Annotated in this window: 15 protein-coding genes; 8 read left to right on the forward strand and 7 right to left on the reverse strand. The window is 67.4% G+C overall.

What is annotated here, in order from left to right; translation table 11 throughout:
- Positions 1-50: 50 nt before the first annotated feature.
- The 4 genes from QNN98_RS02985 (at position 51) to QNN98_RS03000 (ending at position 4,689) form a co-directional block, all read left to right on the forward strand.
- Entirely contained in the window at positions 51-1,007 is a 957-nt protein-coding gene (locus tag QNN98_RS02985) for an ATP-grasp domain-containing protein (RefSeq protein WP_227911850.1), read from the forward strand.
- Positions 1,008-1,145: 138 nt separating this feature from the next.
- Positions 1,146-2,846: a long-chain-fatty-acid--CoA ligase gene (locus QNN98_RS02990; RefSeq protein ID WP_283996219.1), complete on the forward strand. Its 1,701-nt coding sequence runs from the start codon at positions 1,146-1,148 to the stop codon at positions 2,844-2,846.
- 250 nt (positions 2,847-3,096) lie between these two features.
- Positions 3,097-4,062, forward strand: a complete 966-nt coding sequence (locus tag QNN98_RS02995; protein ID WP_227911848.1) for a YsnF/AvaK domain-containing protein — start codon at positions 3,097-3,099, stop codon at positions 4,060-4,062.
- A gap of 156 nt (positions 4,063-4,218) precedes the next feature.
- Positions 4,219-4,689, forward strand: coding sequence for a hypothetical protein (locus tag QNN98_RS03000; protein ID WP_229958042.1), 471 nt, complete (start codon positions 4,219-4,221; stop codon positions 4,687-4,689).
- Between the two features lie 36 nt (positions 4,690-4,725).
- On the opposite strand, the gene QNN98_RS03005 is transcribed toward QNN98_RS03000, so the two are convergent.
- Positions 4,726-5,103, reverse strand: coding sequence for a hypothetical protein (locus QNN98_RS03005; protein ID WP_229958040.1), 378 nt, complete (start codon positions 5,101-5,103; stop codon positions 4,726-4,728).
- Positions 5,104-5,284: 181 nt separating this feature from the next.
- Positions 5,285-6,184 carry a LysR substrate-binding domain-containing protein gene (locus QNN98_RS03010; RefSeq protein ID WP_227911845.1) on the reverse strand — a complete coding sequence of 300 codons (900 nt, stop codon included), beginning with the start codon at positions 6,182-6,184 and terminating at the stop codon, positions 5,285-5,287.
- Between the two features lie 139 nt (positions 6,185-6,323).
- Between QNN98_RS03010 and QNN98_RS03015 the strand changes: the two genes are divergently transcribed.
- Positions 6,324-9,791: a bifunctional proline dehydrogenase/L-glutamate gamma-semialdehyde dehydrogenase gene (locus QNN98_RS03015; RefSeq protein ID WP_283996220.1), complete on the forward strand. Its 3,468-nt coding sequence runs from the start codon at positions 6,324-6,326 to the stop codon at positions 9,789-9,791.
- Between the two features lie 265 nt (positions 9,792-10,056).
- Positions 10,057-10,821: an SDR family NAD(P)-dependent oxidoreductase gene (locus QNN98_RS03020; protein WP_227911843.1), complete on the forward strand. Its 765-nt coding sequence runs from the start codon at positions 10,057-10,059 to the stop codon at positions 10,819-10,821.
- Between the two features lie 30 nt (positions 10,822-10,851).
- Here QNN98_RS03020 and QNN98_RS03025 read toward each other — a convergent pair whose 3' ends face one another.
- Entirely contained in the window at positions 10,852-11,094 is a 243-nt protein-coding gene (locus QNN98_RS03025) for a hypothetical protein (RefSeq protein ID WP_227911842.1), read from the reverse strand.
- 128 nt (positions 11,095-11,222) lie between these two features.
- Between QNN98_RS03025 and QNN98_RS03030 the strand changes: the two genes are divergently transcribed.
- The gene (locus QNN98_RS03030) at positions 11,223-11,555 is read left to right on the forward strand and encodes a DUF6221 family protein (RefSeq protein WP_227911841.1); all 333 of its coding nucleotides are present in this window, start codon (positions 11,223-11,225) and stop codon (positions 11,553-11,555) included.
- A 66-nt stretch (positions 11,556-11,621) separates the two neighbouring features.
- Positions 11,622-13,796 (forward strand): 4-alpha-glucanotransferase, encoded by a 2,175-nt coding sequence (gene malQ, locus QNN98_RS03035; RefSeq protein WP_283996221.1) that lies wholly within the window; start codon positions 11,622-11,624, stop codon positions 13,794-13,796.
- Positions 13,797-13,798: 2 nt separating this feature from the next.
- Here the strand turns inward: malQ and QNN98_RS03040 are convergent, their stop codons facing one another.
- From QNN98_RS03040 to QNN98_RS03055, 4 genes are all read right to left on the reverse strand, one after another.
- A complete protein-coding gene (locus QNN98_RS03040; RefSeq protein ID WP_283996222.1) occupies positions 13,799-15,043 on the reverse strand; it encodes an ABC transporter permease in 1,245 nt (414 codons plus the stop codon).
- Positions 15,040-15,921: an ABC transporter ATP-binding protein gene (locus tag QNN98_RS03045; protein ID WP_283996223.1), complete on the reverse strand. Its 882-nt coding sequence runs from the start codon at positions 15,919-15,921 to the stop codon at positions 15,040-15,042. The genes QNN98_RS03040 and QNN98_RS03045 overlap by 4 nt, the downstream gene beginning before the upstream one ends.
- Before the next feature lie 109 nt (positions 15,922-16,030).
- Complete coding sequence (locus QNN98_RS03050; protein ID WP_227925569.1) at positions 16,031-16,786, reverse strand: response regulator transcription factor; 756 nt, start codon at positions 16,784-16,786, stop codon at positions 16,031-16,033.
- A 184-nt stretch (positions 16,787-16,970) separates the two neighbouring features.
- On the reverse strand, positions 16,971-18,365 hold the full coding sequence (locus tag QNN98_RS03055) for a sensor histidine kinase (protein WP_283996224.1): 1,395 nt from the start codon (positions 18,363-18,365) through the stop codon (positions 16,971-16,973).
- Positions 18,366-18,617 lie beyond the last annotated feature (252 nt).

The raw sequence follows: 18,617 nt of genomic DNA on the forward strand, positions 1-18,617 counted from the left end.
ACCCGGGATGCTGTTCCCCACGGCTGTTCCCCACGGCGAAAGCGAGTCCCATGAGCACCCCCACGGTTTACGCACTGCACGAGAACCCTGAATGGTTTCCGCCCTTCGCCCGGGCCTTCGAGGCCGAGGGCGTCCATGTGGAGGAATGGCTGCTGACCGACGGTGTGCTGGACCTGGATGCGGTCCCGCCGGAGGGGATTTTCTGGTCGCGGATCAGTGCGTCGTCCCATACGCGGGACCACGGATTGTCCAAGGACTATGCCCGGGCCGTGCTGTCCTGGCTTCAGGCACACGGCCGGCGGACCGTAAACGGCCGCCGGGTCCTGGAACTGGAGATGAGCAAGGTGGACCAGCTGACCGCCCTGCGGGCTGCCGGCATCGACACCCCGCGCACCGTTGCCGCCGTCGGACGCCACCAGATCCTGGCGGCGGCCAAGGAGTTCGAGACCCCTTTCATCGTCAAGCACAATCAGGGCGGCAAGGGCCTGGGCGTGCGGAAGTTCGAGTCCCACGGTGAGCTGGCGGACTACGTGGCGTCAGCGGAGTTCGAGGAACCGGCGGACGGAATCACCCTGGTGCAGGAGTACATTTCCGCTGCCGAACCGTTTATCACCCGCGTTGAAATTGTGGGCGGGGAGTTCATTTATGCGATCAAGGCGGACACCGCCCGGGGCGGCTTCCAGCTCTGCCCGGCCGATGCCTGCGCCATTGACCCGGCCACCGGGAGGCCCATCATGCCGCCGGGCGCCACCATTGCCCCGGACGCCGACACGCAGCTGTTCAGCCTTCGGAAGGACTTCGACTCCCCGGTGATCGGGAAGTACCTGGAGTTTGCCCGCCGCAACGGGCTGGAGGTGTGCGGGATCGAGTTCATTGAAGCTGCCGACGGCCGGCTGCTGACCTACGACGTGAATACCAACACCAACTACAACGCCGCAGTGGAAGCCGTTGCCCCGCGGTCGGCACCGCGTGCACTGGCCCGCTACCTGGCGTCCCTGACGGACTAGCTGCGTCCGTTCGGACCCGGCGAGTGTTCCTCCACACCTCGGCGGCGGGACGGAACCGGCGTGGTTTGGGCCTCGTTATTTATCGGTGGAAGGGCGGCCTCGCTATAGTCATTTTTAGCCAACTTAAGGAGCAACTCCATGTCCGTCGCCGCTGAGCGTGCCTCTGAACCCCTGTGGGTCAAGAACTATCAGAGCGGTGTTCCGGCGCAGATTGAACTGCCCACGGAATCCCTCACCGCAATGATGGAAGAAGCTGTAGAACGCTTCGGCAGCAAGGTGGCATTGGAGTTCTTCGGTGCCGAGACCACCTATAAGGATCTGGGGGACCGGATCAACCGTGCGGCCGAGGGCCTGCGCCGGCTGGGAGTGCGCAAGGGCCACCGGGTGGCCATCATTCTGCCCAACTGCCCGCAGTACCTCATCGCGTTCTACGCCGTGCTGCGGCTGGGCGCCGTCGTCGTCGGGCACAACCCGCTGTACACGGAGCGCGAGCTCCGCCACCAGTTCGAGAACCACGGTGCCAAGGTTGCCATCGTGTGGGACAAGGCAGTGGAGAAGGTCCAGGACTTCCCCGGCGACGTTGCCGTGGAAACCATCGTGGCCGTGAACATCACCAAGGCCATGCCGCGCCTGAAGCGCATCGCCCTGACCCTGCCGCTGCCCTCCGTCCGGCGCACCCGCGAGGGGCTGACCGCCAAGACCGAGCGCACCACCTCGTGGGAAGACCTGCTGGACCATGCCCCGCTGGCGCAGGACCACCCGCGCCCGCAGGTCACCGACCTGGCCGCGCTGCAGTACACCTCCGGCACCACCGGCGCGCCCAAGGGCGTCATGCTCACGCACTACAACCTGCGTTCCAACGCCCTGCAGGGCAAGGCCTGGATGCACGGCGCGCAGGAAGGCAAGGAAGTCATTTACGGCGTGCTGCCGATGTTCCACGCCTTCGGCCTGACCCTGTACCTGACCTTCTCGGTGCTCACCGGCTCCCGGCTGGTGCTGTTCCCCAAGTTCGACGTGGACCTGGTGCTGACGGCGGCGAAGAAGTCCCGCCCCACCGTCTTCTGCGCCGTGCCGCCGATCTACGAGAAAACCGCCACCGAATCGAAGAAGCGCGGCGTGGACCTGTCGACCATCCGCTACGCGATCTCCGGTGCCATGACCCTGCCGGCCGCCACGGTCAAGCTGTGGGAAGAGGTCTCCGGCGGGCTGCTGGTGGAAGGCTACGGCCTCACCGAATCCTCACCGGTGGCACTGGGCAATCCGTTCGCCGAATCGCGGCGCAACGGCACCATCGGTGTGCCGTTCCCGAGCACCGAAATGCGGGTAGTGGACCCCGAGGCGCCGGAAAACGACGTCGAGCCCGGAGCTGCGGGCGAACTGCTGGTCCGCGGTCCGCAGGTCTTCGCCGGCTACTGGAACAACCCGGAGGGCACCGCGGAGGTGCTGCTCGACGGCGGCTGGCTGCGCACCGGCGACATTGTCACCGTGGATGAAGACGGCTTTGTGAAGGTGGTGGATCGGCGCAAGGAACTGATCATCACCGGCGGCTTCAACGTTTCCCCCACCGAGGTGGAGGACGTGCTGCGCACCCAGCAGTACATTCTCGACGCCGCCGTGGTGGGCTTGCCCCGGGCAGACGGCGGCGAGCAGGTAGTGGCCGCCGTCGTCCTGCAGGAAGGTGCCGAGCTGGATGAGGCCGCGCTGCGCGCCTACTGCCGGGAGCGGCTCACCCCTTACAAGGTGCCGCGGAAGATTGTCGCCATCGACGAACTGCCCAAGTCCATGCTGGGCAAGGTGCTCCGGCGCCAGGTGCGGGACTCCCTGCTGCAGGACGCCTAGCTCCATCATCGTTTTCGCGGGGGCATGAGGTTTACGCCTCGCGCTTCGGGTACCTATTGACGGTTCTCCGGCCGAGGGGCTGGAATTGTAAGTGGGCTTGGTATGTGTGCCAGGTCACTCACAAGTCAACCAACCGGCCACCCGGAGCTGCAGGCGGAAACCGACCGCTTCGCTGTTTTCCTCCACAGGCCGGGGGTGAATTACCGCCGGTCAACCGACTCGGCGGATTCGCTGTCGCGAGGAGAACAAGATGATCACGAATCAGCAGGTCGAAGGACTTATGACCGGTTCGGGCAACGTACTGGGCCCGAACGGTGACAGGATCGGTTCCGTCGGCACCTTCTACCTGGATGACCAGACCGACGAACCGGCATGGGTCACGGTCAACACCGGCCTTTTCGGCACGTCTGAAACGTTCATTCCCCTGAGCGAGGCAACCGTTGAGGGCGTTGACGTCCTGGTGCCCTATTCCAAGGAAGAGGTCAAGAACGCGCCGCAGATCGAAAGCGACGGTTCGATCAGCCCCGAAGAAGAAGTCACGCTGTACCGCTACTACGGGTTCAGTTACGACGACGGTTCCACCGAGTCCTTCAGCGAGACGGACACCATCACCACGGACAGCGGAACCAGCGGCATGAGGGACGCCGACGCCGGCCTGGTTTCCGATGAGCGCACCGCCGGTACATCCACCGGGTCGGGCACGTCCAACCTGTCGGACCACTCGCGGTCGGGTGCAAACATCGACGATGCCATGACCCGGTCCGAGGAGCGGCTGAACGTCGGCACCGAAAACCGTGCGGTAGGCAAGGCCCGGCTGCGCAAGTACATCGTCACCGAGACCGTCACCCAGCAGGTGCCGGTCAGCCACGAGGAAGTCCGGATTGAGCGCGAGCCCATCACGGACGCCAACGCGGGCGATGCCCTCTCCGGTGCCGAACTCACCGAGGACGAGCACGAGGTGACCCTGCACGCCGAGGAGCCGGTGGTGTCCAAGCACACCGAGCCGGTGGAGCGGGTACGGCTGGACACCGAGACCGTCACTGATACCGAGAGCGTTTCCGAGGAGGTCCGCAAGGAGCAGATCGACACGGACGTCAACGACAGCGACATCCGGCGCGGGAAGTCGGGCGGGTCCGGGTCCGGCGGGTCCGGGTCCGGCGGCTCCGGGTCGGGCGGCAGCTCGGGCTCGGGTTCCGGGTCCGGCCGCGGCCGCTAGCATCCGGCACAGCAATTTAGTACGCACGACGACGGCGGGTCCCGGGTTTTCCGGGGCCCGCCGTTTTGCTGGGTTGCAGGCGGCACGCCGGAAGGTTTCCCGTCCCCGTTGTTACCCGCTAAGGTGGGGCAACTGTCTTCGATTCCCGGGGGAACCATGCGAAAAACCGCCGCCATTGCGGCCCTTGCCCTGATGCTCACCACCGGTTGCAGTGCGGCAGGGACGGAACCCGCCGCGGCACCGGCAGCGCCTTCCGCTACCCCCGCGCCTTCCGCCACTCCGACGGCGTCGGCAAAGGATTCACTGGAGCAGTCCTGCCGCAAACTCCTCGGGCCGGAGGGCAAAGGGGTGCTTTCCCAGGCCAGCTATTTCGTGCGAATCAATGAGGGTACCTACGGATTCAACGGGCCGGCAGAAAGCGCCCGCACAGTGGAGAAGCAGATCCGCAGCATCGCCCTCACCGCGCCGGAGGGTCTGGATGTGCAGTTGGATGAGCTGGTCTCGTCCTTGGGTAAGGCCATCATTGCGGCCGAAAGCCAGGCTGCCGGATCGAGCTTCGACATGTTCGCCTGGCAAAGCACCATTGCGGACCTCCAAGCAACGTGCGCGCCCTATGAAGTGGGCTGAGTCCGGCTAAATGCCAGGTCTTGACGGCGTTCCCGGTTACGGATCCACCACTACCTGGAGGGCATCCTCATAGATAACGGTTCCGGGATGTGCCGACCGGACTTCCTCCCATTGAACTCCGTAGCGGGTCAAGAGGGCGAGGTACCCCGGAACCCTGGCCAGCAGATGAACGGCCGTGCTCTTGAACCAGGCCTGCGCGTGCGGGTGGAGATCCCGGTCATACACCGAGGGGTCTGACACGCACGGATCCGGGTAGGCGGCGTTGTACCAGGCGTTGGCACTGGCCAGCCACTCACTGTCGTCCCGGGACAGCTTTTCCTCTGCGGCCAGGCTGTTGGCTAAGCCAAAGATCCCCACCCTGTTTCCGCGGCGGCTGAGTTCTGTCGCCTGGTACCTCACAAATGCTGCGTCCATGGACCGAATCCTTGCACGGCGAACGGCGAACGGCGAACGGCGATTCCGGAGTTCCGCACTTCGGAAACCCTGACACTTTGGGAAATCCCTGCCAGTTTGGGAAATTCCTGCCAGTGCGCAGCTGAGGGATTTCCCAAACCGGCAGGAGAATCCCAAACCGGCAGGAGTACACCCCAAGCCCCTACGCCACCAGCCGGGCCGTCCGTTCCAGCACTTCCCGGCAGGCACGGATGGCCGGACGCTGGCTGCCGGCCTCACGCACCGAAGTGAAGATGGTCCGCCGCGGTTTGCCCGGCAAATCCAGCAGCCGCACGGTCGGGGGCCGGCCCGTCCAGACCAGCTCCGGCATCAGCCCGACGGCGTTGCCGGACTCGATCAGCCGAATCTGCGCCTGCAGGTCCGCCGTTTCATACCGCACATCCGGTTCAAACCCGGCCTGCCGGCAGGCCTGCTCCGCCCAGTGCCTCGAAGCTGCACCGCGGGGCTCCATGACCCAGGCCAGGGAGGCAGTGTCGGCAATGGAGCGGATATCCGGCCCGCCCAGGTTCTCCGCAGGCACGGCCAGATGGATGGCGTCAGTGGTCAGCTGTTCCCGGTCCAGCCCGGGATGCCTCGGAGCGGCGTGCCCGGGGTACTGCTCGGCAATAACCAGGTCGAAGTCCCGGGCCCAGGTTTCATACAGTGCCGTTTCCGGTTCGCGCTGGGTCATTTCAATACGCACCTCGGGGTAGTCCCGGCCCAGGATGGTCAGCGCGTCCGGCATCAGCGCCAGCGCGGCGGACTGGAATACGGCCACCCGGACCGTGCCGGCAACCGTGGTCAGCGACTCGGCCAGATCCGCCTCGGCGGATTCCATGGAGTCCAGGATGCGGGCGGCGTGGTCCACCAGGATTTCCGCCTGCGGCGTCAGTGTCACCCGGCGGCCGGTCTTGCGGAGCAGCTCCACTCCCACCTCCTTTTCCAGCAGGGCCAGCTGCTGGGATACGGAGGACGGACTGAAGTTCAGCGCGGTGGCCACAGACGCCAAGGTACCCCGGACCTTCAATTCACGCAGAAGCCGCAGCCGGCGGATATCGAGCACGGGAACCCCTCGTAGAACGTTCAGGAAAGCTGACCAGTATTGGTCGGAAAAGATCGCTTTATCTAATTGAACTACAAGCGGATACTGAGTCAGTACCTCGGGGGAACCCCACTTGTTAGACGAAAAGAGCACCAGGAAAATGACCGACACCTTTGAGGACCGCGCCACCGCCGATGCCGTCCCCAACGCCGCGCTGGCAGAGCAGTCCGTAGCCCTCGTCCGCCGCTGGCTCACCGAGGCCGCAGCCGTCCCCGTGGACGCCTCCGCAGCGCAGCTGGCCGGCGTCCTCAAGGACCCCGACGGCCTCGGTTTCACCGTGGGCTTCGTGGACGGCGTCGTCCGCCCCGAAGACATCCGCGTCGCTGCCCGCAACCTGGCCGCCCTGGCCCCGCGCGTGCCCGGCTTCCTGCCCTGGTACATGCGCGCGGCCGTCCGCGCGGGCGGCATCCTGGGCCCGGTGGTGCCGCAGATCGTCATTCCGGCCGCCCGCAGGGTGCTGCGCGAAATGGTCGGCCACCTGATTGTGGACGCCACCGACGCCAAGCTGGGCAAGGCCATCGCCGGCATCCGCAAGGAGAACATCCGGCTGAACATGAACCTGCTGGGCGAAGCCGTCCTGGGCCAGCATGAAGCCGCCCGCCGGCTCGAGGGCACACACGCACTGCTGGCCCGCGACGACGTCGATTACGTCTCCATCAAGGTCTCCGCCACCGTGGCCCCGCACTCGCCGTGGGCCTTCAACGAGGCCGTGCAGCACGTCATCGAGTCGCTGACTCCGCTCTTCCGCCGCGCCGCGCAGTCCCCGGTGAAGAAGTTCATCAACCTGGACATGGAGGAATACAAGGACCTGGAAATGACCATGGCGGTCTTCACCGGGCTCCTTGCCAAGCCTGAGTTTAAAGAACTGGAAGCCGGCATCGTGCTCCAGGCCTACCTGCCGGACGCCCTCTCGGCCATGATGCGGCTGCAGGAATTCGCCGCCGCCCGCCGTGCCGAAGGCGGAGCCGCCATCAAGGTGCGCGTGGTCAAGGGCGCGAACCTGCCCATGGAGCAGGTGGAAGCCTCCCTGCACGGCTGGCCGCTGGCCACCTGGCACTCCAAAGCGGACAGCGACACCAACTACAAGCGCGTCATCAACTACGCACTGCACCCGGACCGGATCTCCAACGTGCGGATCGGCGTGGCCGGGCACAACCTGTTCGACGTCGCGTTCGCCTGGCTGCTGGCCGGGGAACGCGGCGTGCGGGACGGCATCGAATTCGAAATGCTGCTGGGCATGGCCGCCGGCCAGGCCGAGGTGGTGCGCCGCGACGTCGGCAGCCTGCTGCTCTACACCCCGGTGGTGCACCCGGCGGAGTTCGACGTCGCCATCGCCTACCTGATCCGCCGCCTTGAAGAGGGCGCCAGCTCCGAGAACTTCATGTCAGCCGTCTTCGAGCTGGCCGAGAACGAGGCCCTGTTCGAGCGGGAAAAGCTGCGTTTCCTGGCCTCGCTGGAGAACCTGGACACCGCCGTTCCCGCACCGCACCGCGTGCAGGACCGCAACATGCCGGCCGCCGCTGCCGCCGCGGACAGCTTCGACAACACTCCGGACAGTGATCCGTCGCTGCCCGCCAACCAGGCCTGGGGCCGCGGCATCCTGGCGCGTGTGCCCGGCTCGGACCTGGGCGAGGCCGCTGTGGCCGCCGCCGCAGTCAGCACCGAAGCCGAGCTGGAAGCCGTCATCAACACCGCCGTCACCCAGGGCAAGGCCTGGGGTGCGCTCAGCGGTGCGGAGCGGGCCGAAGTGCTGCACCGCGCCGGTGAAGTCCTTGAGGCCCGCCGCGCCGACCTGATGGAGGTCATGGCCGCCGAGACCGGGAAGACCCTGGACCAGTCGGACCCCGAGGTTTCCGAGGCCATCGACTTCGCGCACTACTACGCCGAGCTGGCCCGTGAACTGGACACCGTGGAAGGTGCCCGGTTTGTGCCCTCCCGCCTGACCGTGGTCACCCCGCCGTGGAACTTCCCGGTGGCCATTCCCGCCGGCTCCACCCTGGCAGCGCTGGCCGCCGGGTCCGCCGTCGTCATCAAGCCCGCCCGCCAGTCCGCGCGCTCCGGCGCCGTGATGGTGGAAGCCCTCTGGGAAGCCGGCGTCCCGCGCGACGTGCTGCAGATGGTCCAGCTGGGCGAAAAGGAACTGGGCCGCCAGCTGATTTCCAACCCGGCCGTGGACCGCGTGATCCTCACCGGCGGCTACGAGACGGCCGAACTGTTCCGCTCCTTCCGCCCGGACCTGCCGCTGCTGGCCGAGACCTCCGGCAAGAACACTGTGATTGTCACCCCGAGTGCTGACTTCGATCTGGCCGCCCGTGACGTCGCAGCCTCCGCCTTCGGGCACGCCGGGCAAAAGTGCTCGGCCGCGTCGCTGGTGATCCTGGTCGGCTCCGTGGCTAAGTCCCCGCGCTTCCGCAACCAGCTGGTGGACGCCGTGCAGTCCCTGAAGGTCGGCTACCCGGAGGATCCCACCACGCAAATGGGTCCGATCATCGAACCGGCCGCCGGCAAGCTGCTGCGCGGCCTCACCGAACTGGGCGTTGGGGAAACCTGGCTGCTGCAGCCCGAACAGCTCGATGAGAGCGGCAGGCTGTGGAGCCCGGGCATCCGCACCGGCGTCCGCCGCGGCTCCGAGTACCACCTCACCGAGTACTTCGGCCCGATCCTGGGCGTGATGACGGCGGACACGCTGGAAGAGGCCATCGAGATGGCCAACGACATTGACTACGGCCTCACCGCCGGCCTGCACTCGCTGGACCCGGCGGAGATGGATGTATGGCTTCACCGCATCTCTGCCGGCAACCTCTACGTGAACCGCGGCATCACCGGTGCCATTGTGCGCCGCCAGCCCTTCGGTGGCTGGAAGAAATCGGCCGTGGGCGCCGGCACCAAGGCGGGTGGCCCCAACTACCTCATCGGGCTGGGCAACTGGGAAGCGGTAGACGGCACCTCCGAGGCAGCCCTTGAGCTCCCCGCAGCAGCGCCGGCGGCACGCCTGGTAGCTGCGGCGGAATCGGCCGCGTCGGCCTTCAGCGCCGACGACGCCGCCTTCCTCCGCCGCGCGGCGAACCGTGACGCGCAGGCCTGGAACAGCGAATTCGGCACCGCCAAGGACGTCTCCGCACTCTCCGCAGAGCGCAACGTGTTCCGGTACGTTCCCGTGCCGGTGACTGTCCGCCTGTCCGAGGGCCAGCCGGCGGCCCGGCTCGTCCGGGTGCTGACCGCAGCGCTGACGGCAGGGTCAACGGTGGCCGTATCCACCGCCGTCGACCTCCCCGCCGGCGTGCGGGCGGTCCTGACCGAACTCGGGCTCCAGTTCCGGGTGGAGGACGACGCCGCCTGGCTGGCTTCCGCCGCTGCCTCGCTGAAGAACGGCCGGGTCCGGCTGATCGGCGGTTCCGCCCGGGCCTTGGCCGAGGCGACCGGCGGCACCCCGGATATTGCCGTGTACGCCCAGCCGGTCACCGAATCCGGCCGCTTGGAGCTGCTGCCGTTCCTGCATGAGCAGGCCGTCAGCATCACGGCGCACCGCTTCGGCACGCCGAACCACCTTTCGGATGCGCTGATCTAGCTCCGCGGCCGCCTGCCGGGAAAAGCACCGCAGAAAAGTACAGAAGGGCGGGAAGCCGGAAGCGTACCGCCCGGGTGTACATTCGCCCGGGCCCGCCCGTGTGCCCCCAAACCCCCCCCACAAAACGCACGCCGGGGGGTCACCCCGCACCCCCCCCCCCCTTCTGTACATTCGCCCGGGCCCGCCCTTGTCCCCGCTGCAATGGCGGCTGATGATGGGGTGGCCGGGGTGTATCGGGCTTCGGCACGCCGTCCGGGAGGCAAACATGCAGCCGCTGCTTATGGGCAAGAACGCCGTCATCTACGGTGGCGGCGGGGCTATCGGCGGCGCGGTGGCGCAGGCCTTCGCCCGGGAAGGGGCCCGCGTGTTCCTTGCCGGGCGCACCCCGGAGCCGCTGCAGGCGGTGGCCGCGGCGATCAGGGCAGCCGGGGGAGTGGCGGACACGGCACTGCTGGATGCCACCAACGAGCGGGCCGTGAACCAGCATGCCGACGACGTAGCGGCCGCGGCGGGAAGCCTGGACATCTCCCTGAACGTGATTCAGCACGGAGACGTGCAGGGCACCCCCATGGTGGAAATGCCCGTGGCGGAGTACCTGCGCCCGGTGGACACTGCGGTGCAGACCTTTTTCCTCACCTCGCAGGCCGCAGCCCGCCACATGATGAGGCAGCGTTCGGGGGTGATCCTGGCCTTCGGCGGGTCCGGGGACCCCGTGCCGGGGCTGTACCTAGGCGGATTGCAGACCGCGTTCGAAGCCATGGAAGCGATGCGCCGGCAGCTCTCCAGTGAGCTGGGGCGTTACGGCATCCGGGTCCTGACCCTGCGCACCGGGGGCATTCCGGAAACCCTGCCGGAAAATATGGAAGGTGCCGGCGAAATTGCCGACACCATCACCAACGCCACCATGCTGGGCCGTGCCGCCACGCTGGACGACGTCGGCTATGCGGCGGCGTTTGCGGCCTCGGACCGCGCTGCCAGCATGACTGCCGCCACGCTGAACATCAGCGCCGGTGCGCTGATTGACCGCTGAGGCGTTGCCGCTCTGATCCTCGAAGCGGCACTAGACCTTCCAGAGCGAGAAGTCATCCATGCTGACGGCGGTCCGCACGTCCGTGGATTCGTCGCGGATCCAGACCGTGGCCAGTCCCGGGGCAGTCTCCTGGACGGAGCCGCGGAAATAGGTTTCCCCGCCGCTGCGGGCTTCCACGGTGTCACCGCGGTGAAGGGAGCGGATGCTGCGTACGCGCTTGGCACGCACGGTTCGGGCCGAGGGGGCTGAAGGCTGGGCGCTTGCTACCGGCAAAGGGCGTCTCCTAGTGGGTTGATTCCTAGCGGGCTGATATTTATGCCAACAAACGCATATGCATCAAATATTCCCGATCACGCATGCAACCCTCACCCCCGGACGGCAGCCGCGGGTAGGATTCGGCCATGGATATCGTGGATTTCCTGGTCACACGCTTCCAGGAAGACATCTCCGAAGCCCGCAAACTCCTCGCCTCCCCGAACGTTTCCCTCTCCGACCGCTGGTATGAAGACCGCCTGCTGAAGGAATGCGAAACCAAGCTCATGCTCATTGAGATCATCGGCGGAGCACGCCGGCATGCCCTCTCCCGCATGATCCTGGACGAAGAGGACGAGGATGATCCCCGGTTCCGGGAAGAACTGGAATGGACGCGGCTGGCCCTGTCCGCCCTCGCCGCCGTGCACGAGGACCACCCGGATTTCCAGGACGCGTGGCGGCTCACGCAGGAACGCCCCTAACCGGCCCGGAGGCTGGCCGTGGGACCCGCGTATGCGCCGAAGCGCTTTGGGCAATAGATTGGTTCCATGAGTGCAAAGCCTACTGATCAATCTGTGCCGGACACCGATCTGCTCCACCAGCTCGCCGACGCCCACCACGTCGCCACCACGTTCAAGGGCTGGGACGGGTCCGAACAACAGGTTACGGACGCCACCCTGCGCCGGGTGCTGTCCGCGATGGGGCTGGACACCGCCACGGACAAGGATCTGGAACGGTCGCTGGCACAGTCTCGGGCCGCCGACTGGAAGCGGCCGCTGCCGCCCACCGCCGTCGTCCGGCAGGGCTCCCCGGGTACTGTCGCGGTGCACCTGCCCGCCGGGAGTTCCGCACAACTGACTCTTCGGCTGGAAGACGGCAGCGAACAGGAACTGGACTGGCCGGACACCCCCGAAGCGGAACTAGAGGTGGACGGCACTTTGGTGGCCCGCACCGCGGTGCCGCTGCCCGAGGGGCTGGAACTGGGCTGGCACCGACTGGAGCTGACGAGCGGAGATACCCGCGCGGAGGCGGTGCTGGTGGTGACGCCGGACCGGCTGGGCACCGCCGACGCACTGCTGGCCAAGCGGGCCTGGGGAGTGCAGGCACAGCTGTATTCGGTGCGCTCCTCCAGGTCCTGGGGCATCGGTGACCTAACCGATCTGGCGGACCTGGCCGCCGTCGCCGGCTCGGACTATGACGCCGGATTCGTCCTGATCAACCCGCTGCACGCCGCCGAGCCCGCACCGCCCATTGAACCGTCCCCCTACCTGCCCACCACCCGGCGGTTCTTCAACCCGCTGTATATCCGGGTGGAAGCCGTGCCGGAGTACGCCTACCTGGACGATGCGCAGCACCGGGCGGCCGAGGACACCGCCCGCAGCTTGTATGAGGCCAACACCTCGGCTGCCGAACTGGACCGGGACGCCAGCTTCGCCGGGAAACTGAAGGTCCTCGAAGACGTCTACCGCGTCCCGCGCAGCCCGGCCCGGCAGCGGCAGTTCGAGGAATTCACGGCCGACGCCGGCCAGGGCCTGGAGAACTTCGCCCGCTGGTGTGCGCTGGCCGAGGAACTGGCGCCGGGCGCCCCGGAATGGGACGACGCCTCCGGTCCGGACAGCGAGTACGTGCTGGCGCAGTTGCCCAGGCTCCAGGAACGGATCGGCTTCTTCAAGTGGCTGCAGTGGATCCTCGACGAACAGCTCGAAGCCGTGCAGCAGGCGGCCCGGAAGGCCGGCATGGGAATCGGCGTCATCCATGACCTGGCGGTGGGGGTACACCCCGCCGGCGCGGACGCCTGGATGCTGCGTGACGTGCTGACCTCCGGCATTTCCGTGGGAGCCCCGCCGGACATGTTCAACCAGCGCGGACAGGACTGGAGCCAGCCGCCGTGGCATCCCGGACGCCTGGCCGAGTCCGGCTACGCCGCATACCGGGACATGATCCGCACCATCCTCCGGCACGCCGGCGGCATCCGGGTGGACCACATCCTGGGCCTGTTCCGGCTGTGGTGGATCCCCCAGGACGCCGAGTCGCCCGGTGAGGGCGCCTACGTCTACTACGACCACGAGGCACTGATCGGCATTCTGGCCCTGGAAGCGCAGCGTGCCGGCGCCGTCGTCATCGGCGAGGACCTGGGCGTCTTCGAGCCGTGGGTGCAGGACTACCTGGCTGAACGCGGGGTGCTGGGCACGTCCATCCTCTGGTTCGAGCAGACCGAGGACGGCCCGCTTGCTCCCGAGGAGTACCGGGCGGGTGCGCTGACCAGCGTGAACACCCATGACCTGCCGCCCACCGCGGGATACCTGGCCGGAGAGCACGTGAACCTGCGCGAGGAACTGGGCCTGCTGAACCGGCCCGTGGAAGAAGAACGCCAGGCGGACAGCGAGGCGCAGGAAGCCGTACTGGAGGCGCTGCGGCAGCGCGGCCTGCTGCCCGCCGCCGCCGAGGGGGAGGTCGCGGGGCAGCTGCGCGGCGAGCAGATCCAGCAGACGGTGGAGGCGCTGCACGAGTTCATCCTGCAGACGCCCTCGGTGCTGCTCGGGGTTGCCCTGGCGGACCTGGTGGGGGAGAAGAAGACCCAGAACCAGCCCGGGACCGCCGATGAGTACCCGAACTGGCGGATACCCCTCTGCGGTCCCGACGGAGAGGCGGTGCTGCTGGACGACCTGGAGGCAAACCCCCGGTTCCGGTCCCTGGCTGCGCTGATGCAGAAGGGGATCTAGGCCTACTCCTCGAGCTTCATGGCCTTGCGCAGGGTCAGCGAGCCGCCGCTCTGCATGACGGCCCGGCGGTAGATCCGTGCCGAGAAGGACAGCAGGCCGTAAGCTGCCGCCAGTGCCAGAACCAGTGAGGCAAGGGACTGCCACAGCGGCACTTCGGTGCTCAGCATCCGGATGGGCATGGCCACCGAGGAGATCACCGGGACAAAGGACGCGAGCACCAGCAGCTGCCCCTTGGCGAATATCCCCGCGAACAGGGCAGCCATGATCACCGCCATCACGGGGGTGGAGCTGCTGTTCAGGTCCTCGCTGCGGCTGGCCATGGAACCAAGCATGGCCCAGCCGGCAGCGAGGATCAGGAACCCGACCAGGAAGAAGACCAGGAACCAGCCCGAGACCGGGATGATGAAGCCCAGCGTCTCCGCGGTTCCGGTCAGGTTCATCGCCAGCAGGGCCGCCCCGGCGTACAGGGCCAGCTGGATGATGGCCAGCACGGTGTTGCCGGCCACCTTGCCGTAGAGCAGCTGGCGGATGGGGATGGCGGTGGCCAGGATCTCCACCACCCGGTTCTGCTTCTCCTCCAGCACCGAGGTGGCAATCGCCATCCCGAAGATGATGGTGGCCATGTAGAAGAGGAAACTGAACACGAAACCGACGGCGGAAGCCACCGAGGAGTTCTCGGCGTCGCCTTCGAGCAGGGCTTCGTCCAGCTTGCTGCCGGCGGTCAGTTCCTCAGCCGTGGTTCCGGCTGCGGCGGCGTTGGTGCTGATGACGTAGCTGGTCAGGGCATCCGCCACCGGTCCGCGCAGTTCCGCATCGATGTCTTCCCGGCCGGTGAGCGTCCAGGTGCCCTCTTCCCCGCGCAGCAGTGCGGCGTCGGCCTCTTCGTCGCGGACCAGTTGCAGGGCGGCGTCCTCGGAGTCCGCGGTCCGGACCTCGAAGGAGGTGTTCCCGTCATTTTCCTGTCCGACGGCGTCCGCGCCGGTGATGATCTCCGACCCGGCGGAATCAGTGACCGCCACGGTGAAATCGGAAGCGCGGGAGGACATGTAGCCGCTGAACAGGACGCTGCCGACAATCAGCACCATGGTGACCAGGGTGGAAATCAGGTAGGTGCGGTCCCGCATCTTGACCATGACCTCGCGCAGCGTCACCACGGCCCAGGCAGGGGTGGTGCTGCCTTGTTCGGCGGTTTTCTCCGGGTTCTCTGGGTTCTCTGGTTTCTCCGGGGTACGGGTTGCAGTGCTCATGCGGTCACCTCACGGTAAATGTCGCTCAGGGAGGGGCGGATGGGGGTGAATTCGTGCACCGTACCCCGCGCGACGGCGGAGGCGAGGGTGCGCTGGGCGCCGGAGTCGTCGTCGAACTCCACCAGGGCCGTGGGACCGGCGACGTCGATGACCCTCAGCCCGGCCTCTTCCCGCAGCCAGCCGGCGTCGGGGGAAACCGTGATGCGGTGCCGGCGGGGGACCGCGGCGCGCAGATCGTCGCCGGAGCCCGCGGCCATCAGGCGTCCCTGCTGCAGCACCACCAGGTTGTCGCAGAGCCGGTCCACCAGGTCCAGCTGGTGGCTGGAGAACAGCACCGGCACACCGGCGGCGGTACGCTCGCGCAGCAGTTCCACCATGGAATCCACGGCCACCGGGTCCAAGCCGGAGAAGGGCTCGTCCAGGATCAGCGCGGTTGGCCGGTGCAGCAGGGATGCGGCAATCTGCACGCGCTGCTGGTTGCCCAGGGACAGCGATTCCAGTTTGTCCTTGCTGCGGTCCGCCAGATTGAAGCGTTCCAGCAGGTCCAGGGCTTCACGGCGGGCCGCGGACTGGCTCATCCGGTGCAGCTGGCCCAGGTAGACCAGCTGGTCGATGATGGGCTGCTTGGGGTACAGGCCGCGTTCTTCGGGCATGTACCCGAAGGTTGCCCGCCGCTGGGCGGTCAAGGGGGCGCCGTCCAGCAGCACTTCGCCGGAGGTGGCGGTTAGTACGCCCATGATCATGCGCATGGTGGTGGTTTTCCCGGCACCGTTGGCGCCGACAAAGCCGGTCATCTGGCCGGACGGAATGTCGAACGTAACGTCGTCGACAGCCGTTTTCTCCCCGAAACGCCGGGTGAGGTTGCGGACCTGCAGCATGGCGGCTGCTCCTTTTCCCGGTGTGCCGGGCTCGGTGGTGTTCTGCTGCTTCCGAGTTTAGGCATCCGCCGAGCGGGGCGGATCGCCCGCCAGGGGGAATCCGCGGCGCCTACCCGGCGGCGGGTTTGTCCCCCGCAAGGATGAGCCCGGATTCGTAGGCGAAGACCACGGCCTGCACCCGGTCACGGACCTGGATCTTGGCCAGCAGGTTGGAGACATGGGTTTTGACCGTCGCCTCGGCCACGAACATGCCGGCGGCTATTTCCGCGTTGGACTGCCCGGCCGCCACATTCATCAAAACTTCACGTTCGCGGGCGGTCAGGGTGGCGAGCAGCTTCTGCTGGGCGGCGGTGGCGGCCGACGGCGCGGGCTGCGTTCCCGGGGATGCGGATCCTTCCGGTGCGGTTGCGGGGCCGCCGCCGGGAACAAACTGTTCCTGGGCCTGCCGGGCAAAGCGTTCAATGACGCGCACCGTCATTTCCGGTGCCAGCAGGGCGTGGCCGCCGGCCACTGCGTGCACAGCTGCCACCAGATCATCCGGATCGGCGTTCTTGAGCAGGAAACCGCTGGCTCCGGCCCGCAGGGCGTCGAAGAGATAGTCATCGCGTTCAAAGGTGGTCAGGATGATGACCTTGGCTGTGCCGGCCCGGACGACTTCTTCCGTGGCACGGATCCCGTCCAGCTGGGGCATCTGCACATCCATCAGGATGACGTCCACCGGATGCGCAGCGGCGAAGTCCACCGCATCGCGGCCGTTGGCTACCTGCCCCACCACCTCGATTTCCTCTTCCACGGAGAGCATCATGGCGAAGCCCGCCCGCACCAGCGCCTGATCATCGGCCAGCAGCACCCGGATCGGTTCCATCTCTGTGTCTCTTCCTTTCTGCCCGGGCACGGCCCGGGCAAATGGCAGCACGCTGCCGCCCCCGGCAGCCACGGTAGCGGGCAGCGGCGCGGAGCGGGAGGGAATCCCCGGCGCGGCCCGGGATGTGACGGGACTGTGACTGTTGACGGACTGTGACCGTTGGCGGCGGTTCGCGGCCCGGGCCTCAGCGCACCGGGAAGCGGACCCGGACCCGCCAGCCCCCGCCGGATCGGGGACCGATTTCCGTCTCGCCGCCGTGCAGTGCGGCCCGTTCCCGGATGCCGCGGATGCCGAAACCGGAGCCGGCGGTACTGCTCGAGCGGGGCCGGCCGTCGTCGACGGTCTCCACCTCCACCCAGCTGCCGGTTTCCGCCGTACCGGTGCGCAGGGCGACGACGGCGGACCCGGCCGTGGAGTGCCGGCGCACGTTGGCCAGCGATTCCTGGATGGTTCGGTAAATGGACAGGGCCATGGGCGCGGGGACTGCGTCCAAGTCCCCGGGAGTCTCTTCGGAGCGGTGGTAGGTGACCGACAAGCCCAGCTTTTGGTGCTCGGCCACCAGCGCCGGCAGCTCCGCCAGCCCCGGCTCGGGCGTGCGCCTCACCCCGCCGTCGGACGCTGCGGGTGGTTCCTCGCCGGCACGGAGCACACCGAGCAGCGAACGCATTTCCGCGACCGCTTCCCGGGACGAGGCCTCGATGGTCTGCAGGGCACCGGCGGTGGCCTCGGGCTTTTTCTCCAGGACCCGCCGCGCGGCACCGGCCTGGACACCGATCACCGCAATGTGGTGGGCGACGACGTCGTGCAGTTCCCGGGCGATGCGCAGGCGTTCGTCCAGCACCGCCTGCCGTGCCAGCTCCGCGGACTGCGCCTCGAGCTGGGCGGACTGCTTCACCAGCAGCTCCCGCCGGTGGGCAGCACGCCAGGCACCCATCCCGAAAATAATGGCCCCGCCGAAGTATGCCGCGTTGATCAGCGAGTTGTAGATGGCCAGGGATGCCAGGGGCGGGAGGACACCGCGGTAGGTCTCATCGCCCTCCATCAGGCGTTCAAGCATGCCGTCATAGGAGGAGGACACGGTGAAGGAGAGCAACACCCACAAAGCCATCACGGCAATGACCACCGCAGATCCCATCCACAGGATCCGGCGGTCCCGGGACCACGCCACGGCCGTATAGAGGGCGGCGAAGTAAGCGCCCGCGAACGTCAACTGCGTGCTCACCGACGGGACCAGCAGGGACAGGCACAGGAAGCCGGTGCTGCACAGCAGCATGACCATCACGGGGAAGCGGCGCCGAACCATCAGCGGCAGGATGATCAGGGCCAAGGCCAGGTGCTGGAGCCAGATGGGCCGGGTTTCACCCGCTGCCGCGCCGATGCCGCGGCTAACCTCCAGAACCAGTGCCGAAACCAGCAGCAGGACCACGGCGCCGACTACGTCGTTGCGCTGCTGATTGGGCGTGGGCCCGGGACGTTCCCAGTCTTCGCCGGTACGCCAGGGAAGGCGGGCGCGCCAGTGCGGCGCGGGCGGGGTTTCCGCACGCCGGCCGGGGCTGTCGAAGGCCAGGGTGTCAATCATGCTGCCCAGTCTAGGAGCCGGAAAGGGTGCGGGGCTCCGCCGCGGGGATGAGGGACGTGGGAGGGACTGCCGGCCGATCCGGACCGGAACCCGGGCACGGATGCGGCCTTGCTGGCGCGGCCATTCCCCGCGCTTTGTCCGGTTCGCCGCGTTTTGCGTCATTCCCCGCGCCGCGCAGTGCGGGAATTGCCACAAGGTGCGGGGACCGGGAGGAACGCCTGCGGAGGCGCCGTCGTCAGACCGGAACCGCCC

Origin of the sequence: Arthrobacter sp. zg-Y1143 (assembly GCF_030125565.1) — a bacterium.
Classification (GTDB): domain Bacteria; phylum Actinomycetota; class Actinomycetes; order Actinomycetales; family Micrococcaceae; genus Arthrobacter_B.

Bases quoted from the DNA above. Each gene is read 5' to 3' on its own strand.
- QNN98_RS03005 (WP_229958040.1), bottom strand. From the start codon at position 5,103: ATGGACGCAGCATTTGTGAGGTACCAGGCGACAGAACTCAGCCGCCGC.
- QNN98_RS03000 (WP_229958042.1), top strand. From the start codon at position 4,219: ATGCGAAAAACCGCCGCCATTGCGGCCCTTGCCCTGATGCTCACCACC.
- QNN98_RS03015 (WP_283996220.1), top strand. From the start codon at position 6,324: ATGACCGACACCTTTGAGGACCGCGCCACCGCCGATGCCGTCCCCAAC.
- QNN98_RS03045 (WP_283996223.1), bottom strand. From the start codon at position 15,921: ATGCTGCAGGTCCGCAACCTCACCCGGCGTTTCGGGGAGAAAACGGCT.
- malQ (WP_283996221.1), top strand. From the start codon at position 11,622: ATGAGTGCAAAGCCTACTGATCAATCTGTGCCGGACACCGATCTGCTC.
- QNN98_RS03020 (WP_227911843.1), top strand. From the start codon at position 10,057: ATGCAGCCGCTGCTTATGGGCAAGAACGCCGTCATCTACGGTGGCGGC.
- QNN98_RS03050 (WP_227925569.1), bottom strand. From the start codon at position 16,786: ATGGAACCGATCCGGGTGCTGCTGGCCGATGATCAGGCGCTGGTGCGG.
- QNN98_RS03030 (WP_227911841.1), top strand. From the start codon at position 11,223: ATGGATATCGTGGATTTCCTGGTCACACGCTTCCAGGAAGACATCTCC.
- QNN98_RS02990 (WP_283996219.1), top strand. From the start codon at position 1,146: ATGTCCGTCGCCGCTGAGCGTGCCTCTGAACCCCTGTGGGTCAAGAAC.
- QNN98_RS03055 (WP_283996224.1), bottom strand. From the start codon at position 18,365: ATGATTGACACCCTGGCCTTCGACAGCCCCGGCCGGCGTGCGGAAACC.
- QNN98_RS03040 (WP_283996222.1), bottom strand. From the start codon at position 15,043: ATGAGCACTGCAACCCGTACCCCGGAGAAACCAGAGAACCCAGAGAAC.
- QNN98_RS02995 (WP_227911848.1), top strand. From the start codon at position 3,097: ATGATCACGAATCAGCAGGTCGAAGGACTTATGACCGGTTCGGGCAAC.
- QNN98_RS02985 (WP_227911850.1), top strand. From the start codon at position 51: ATGAGCACCCCCACGGTTTACGCACTGCACGAGAACCCTGAATGGTTT.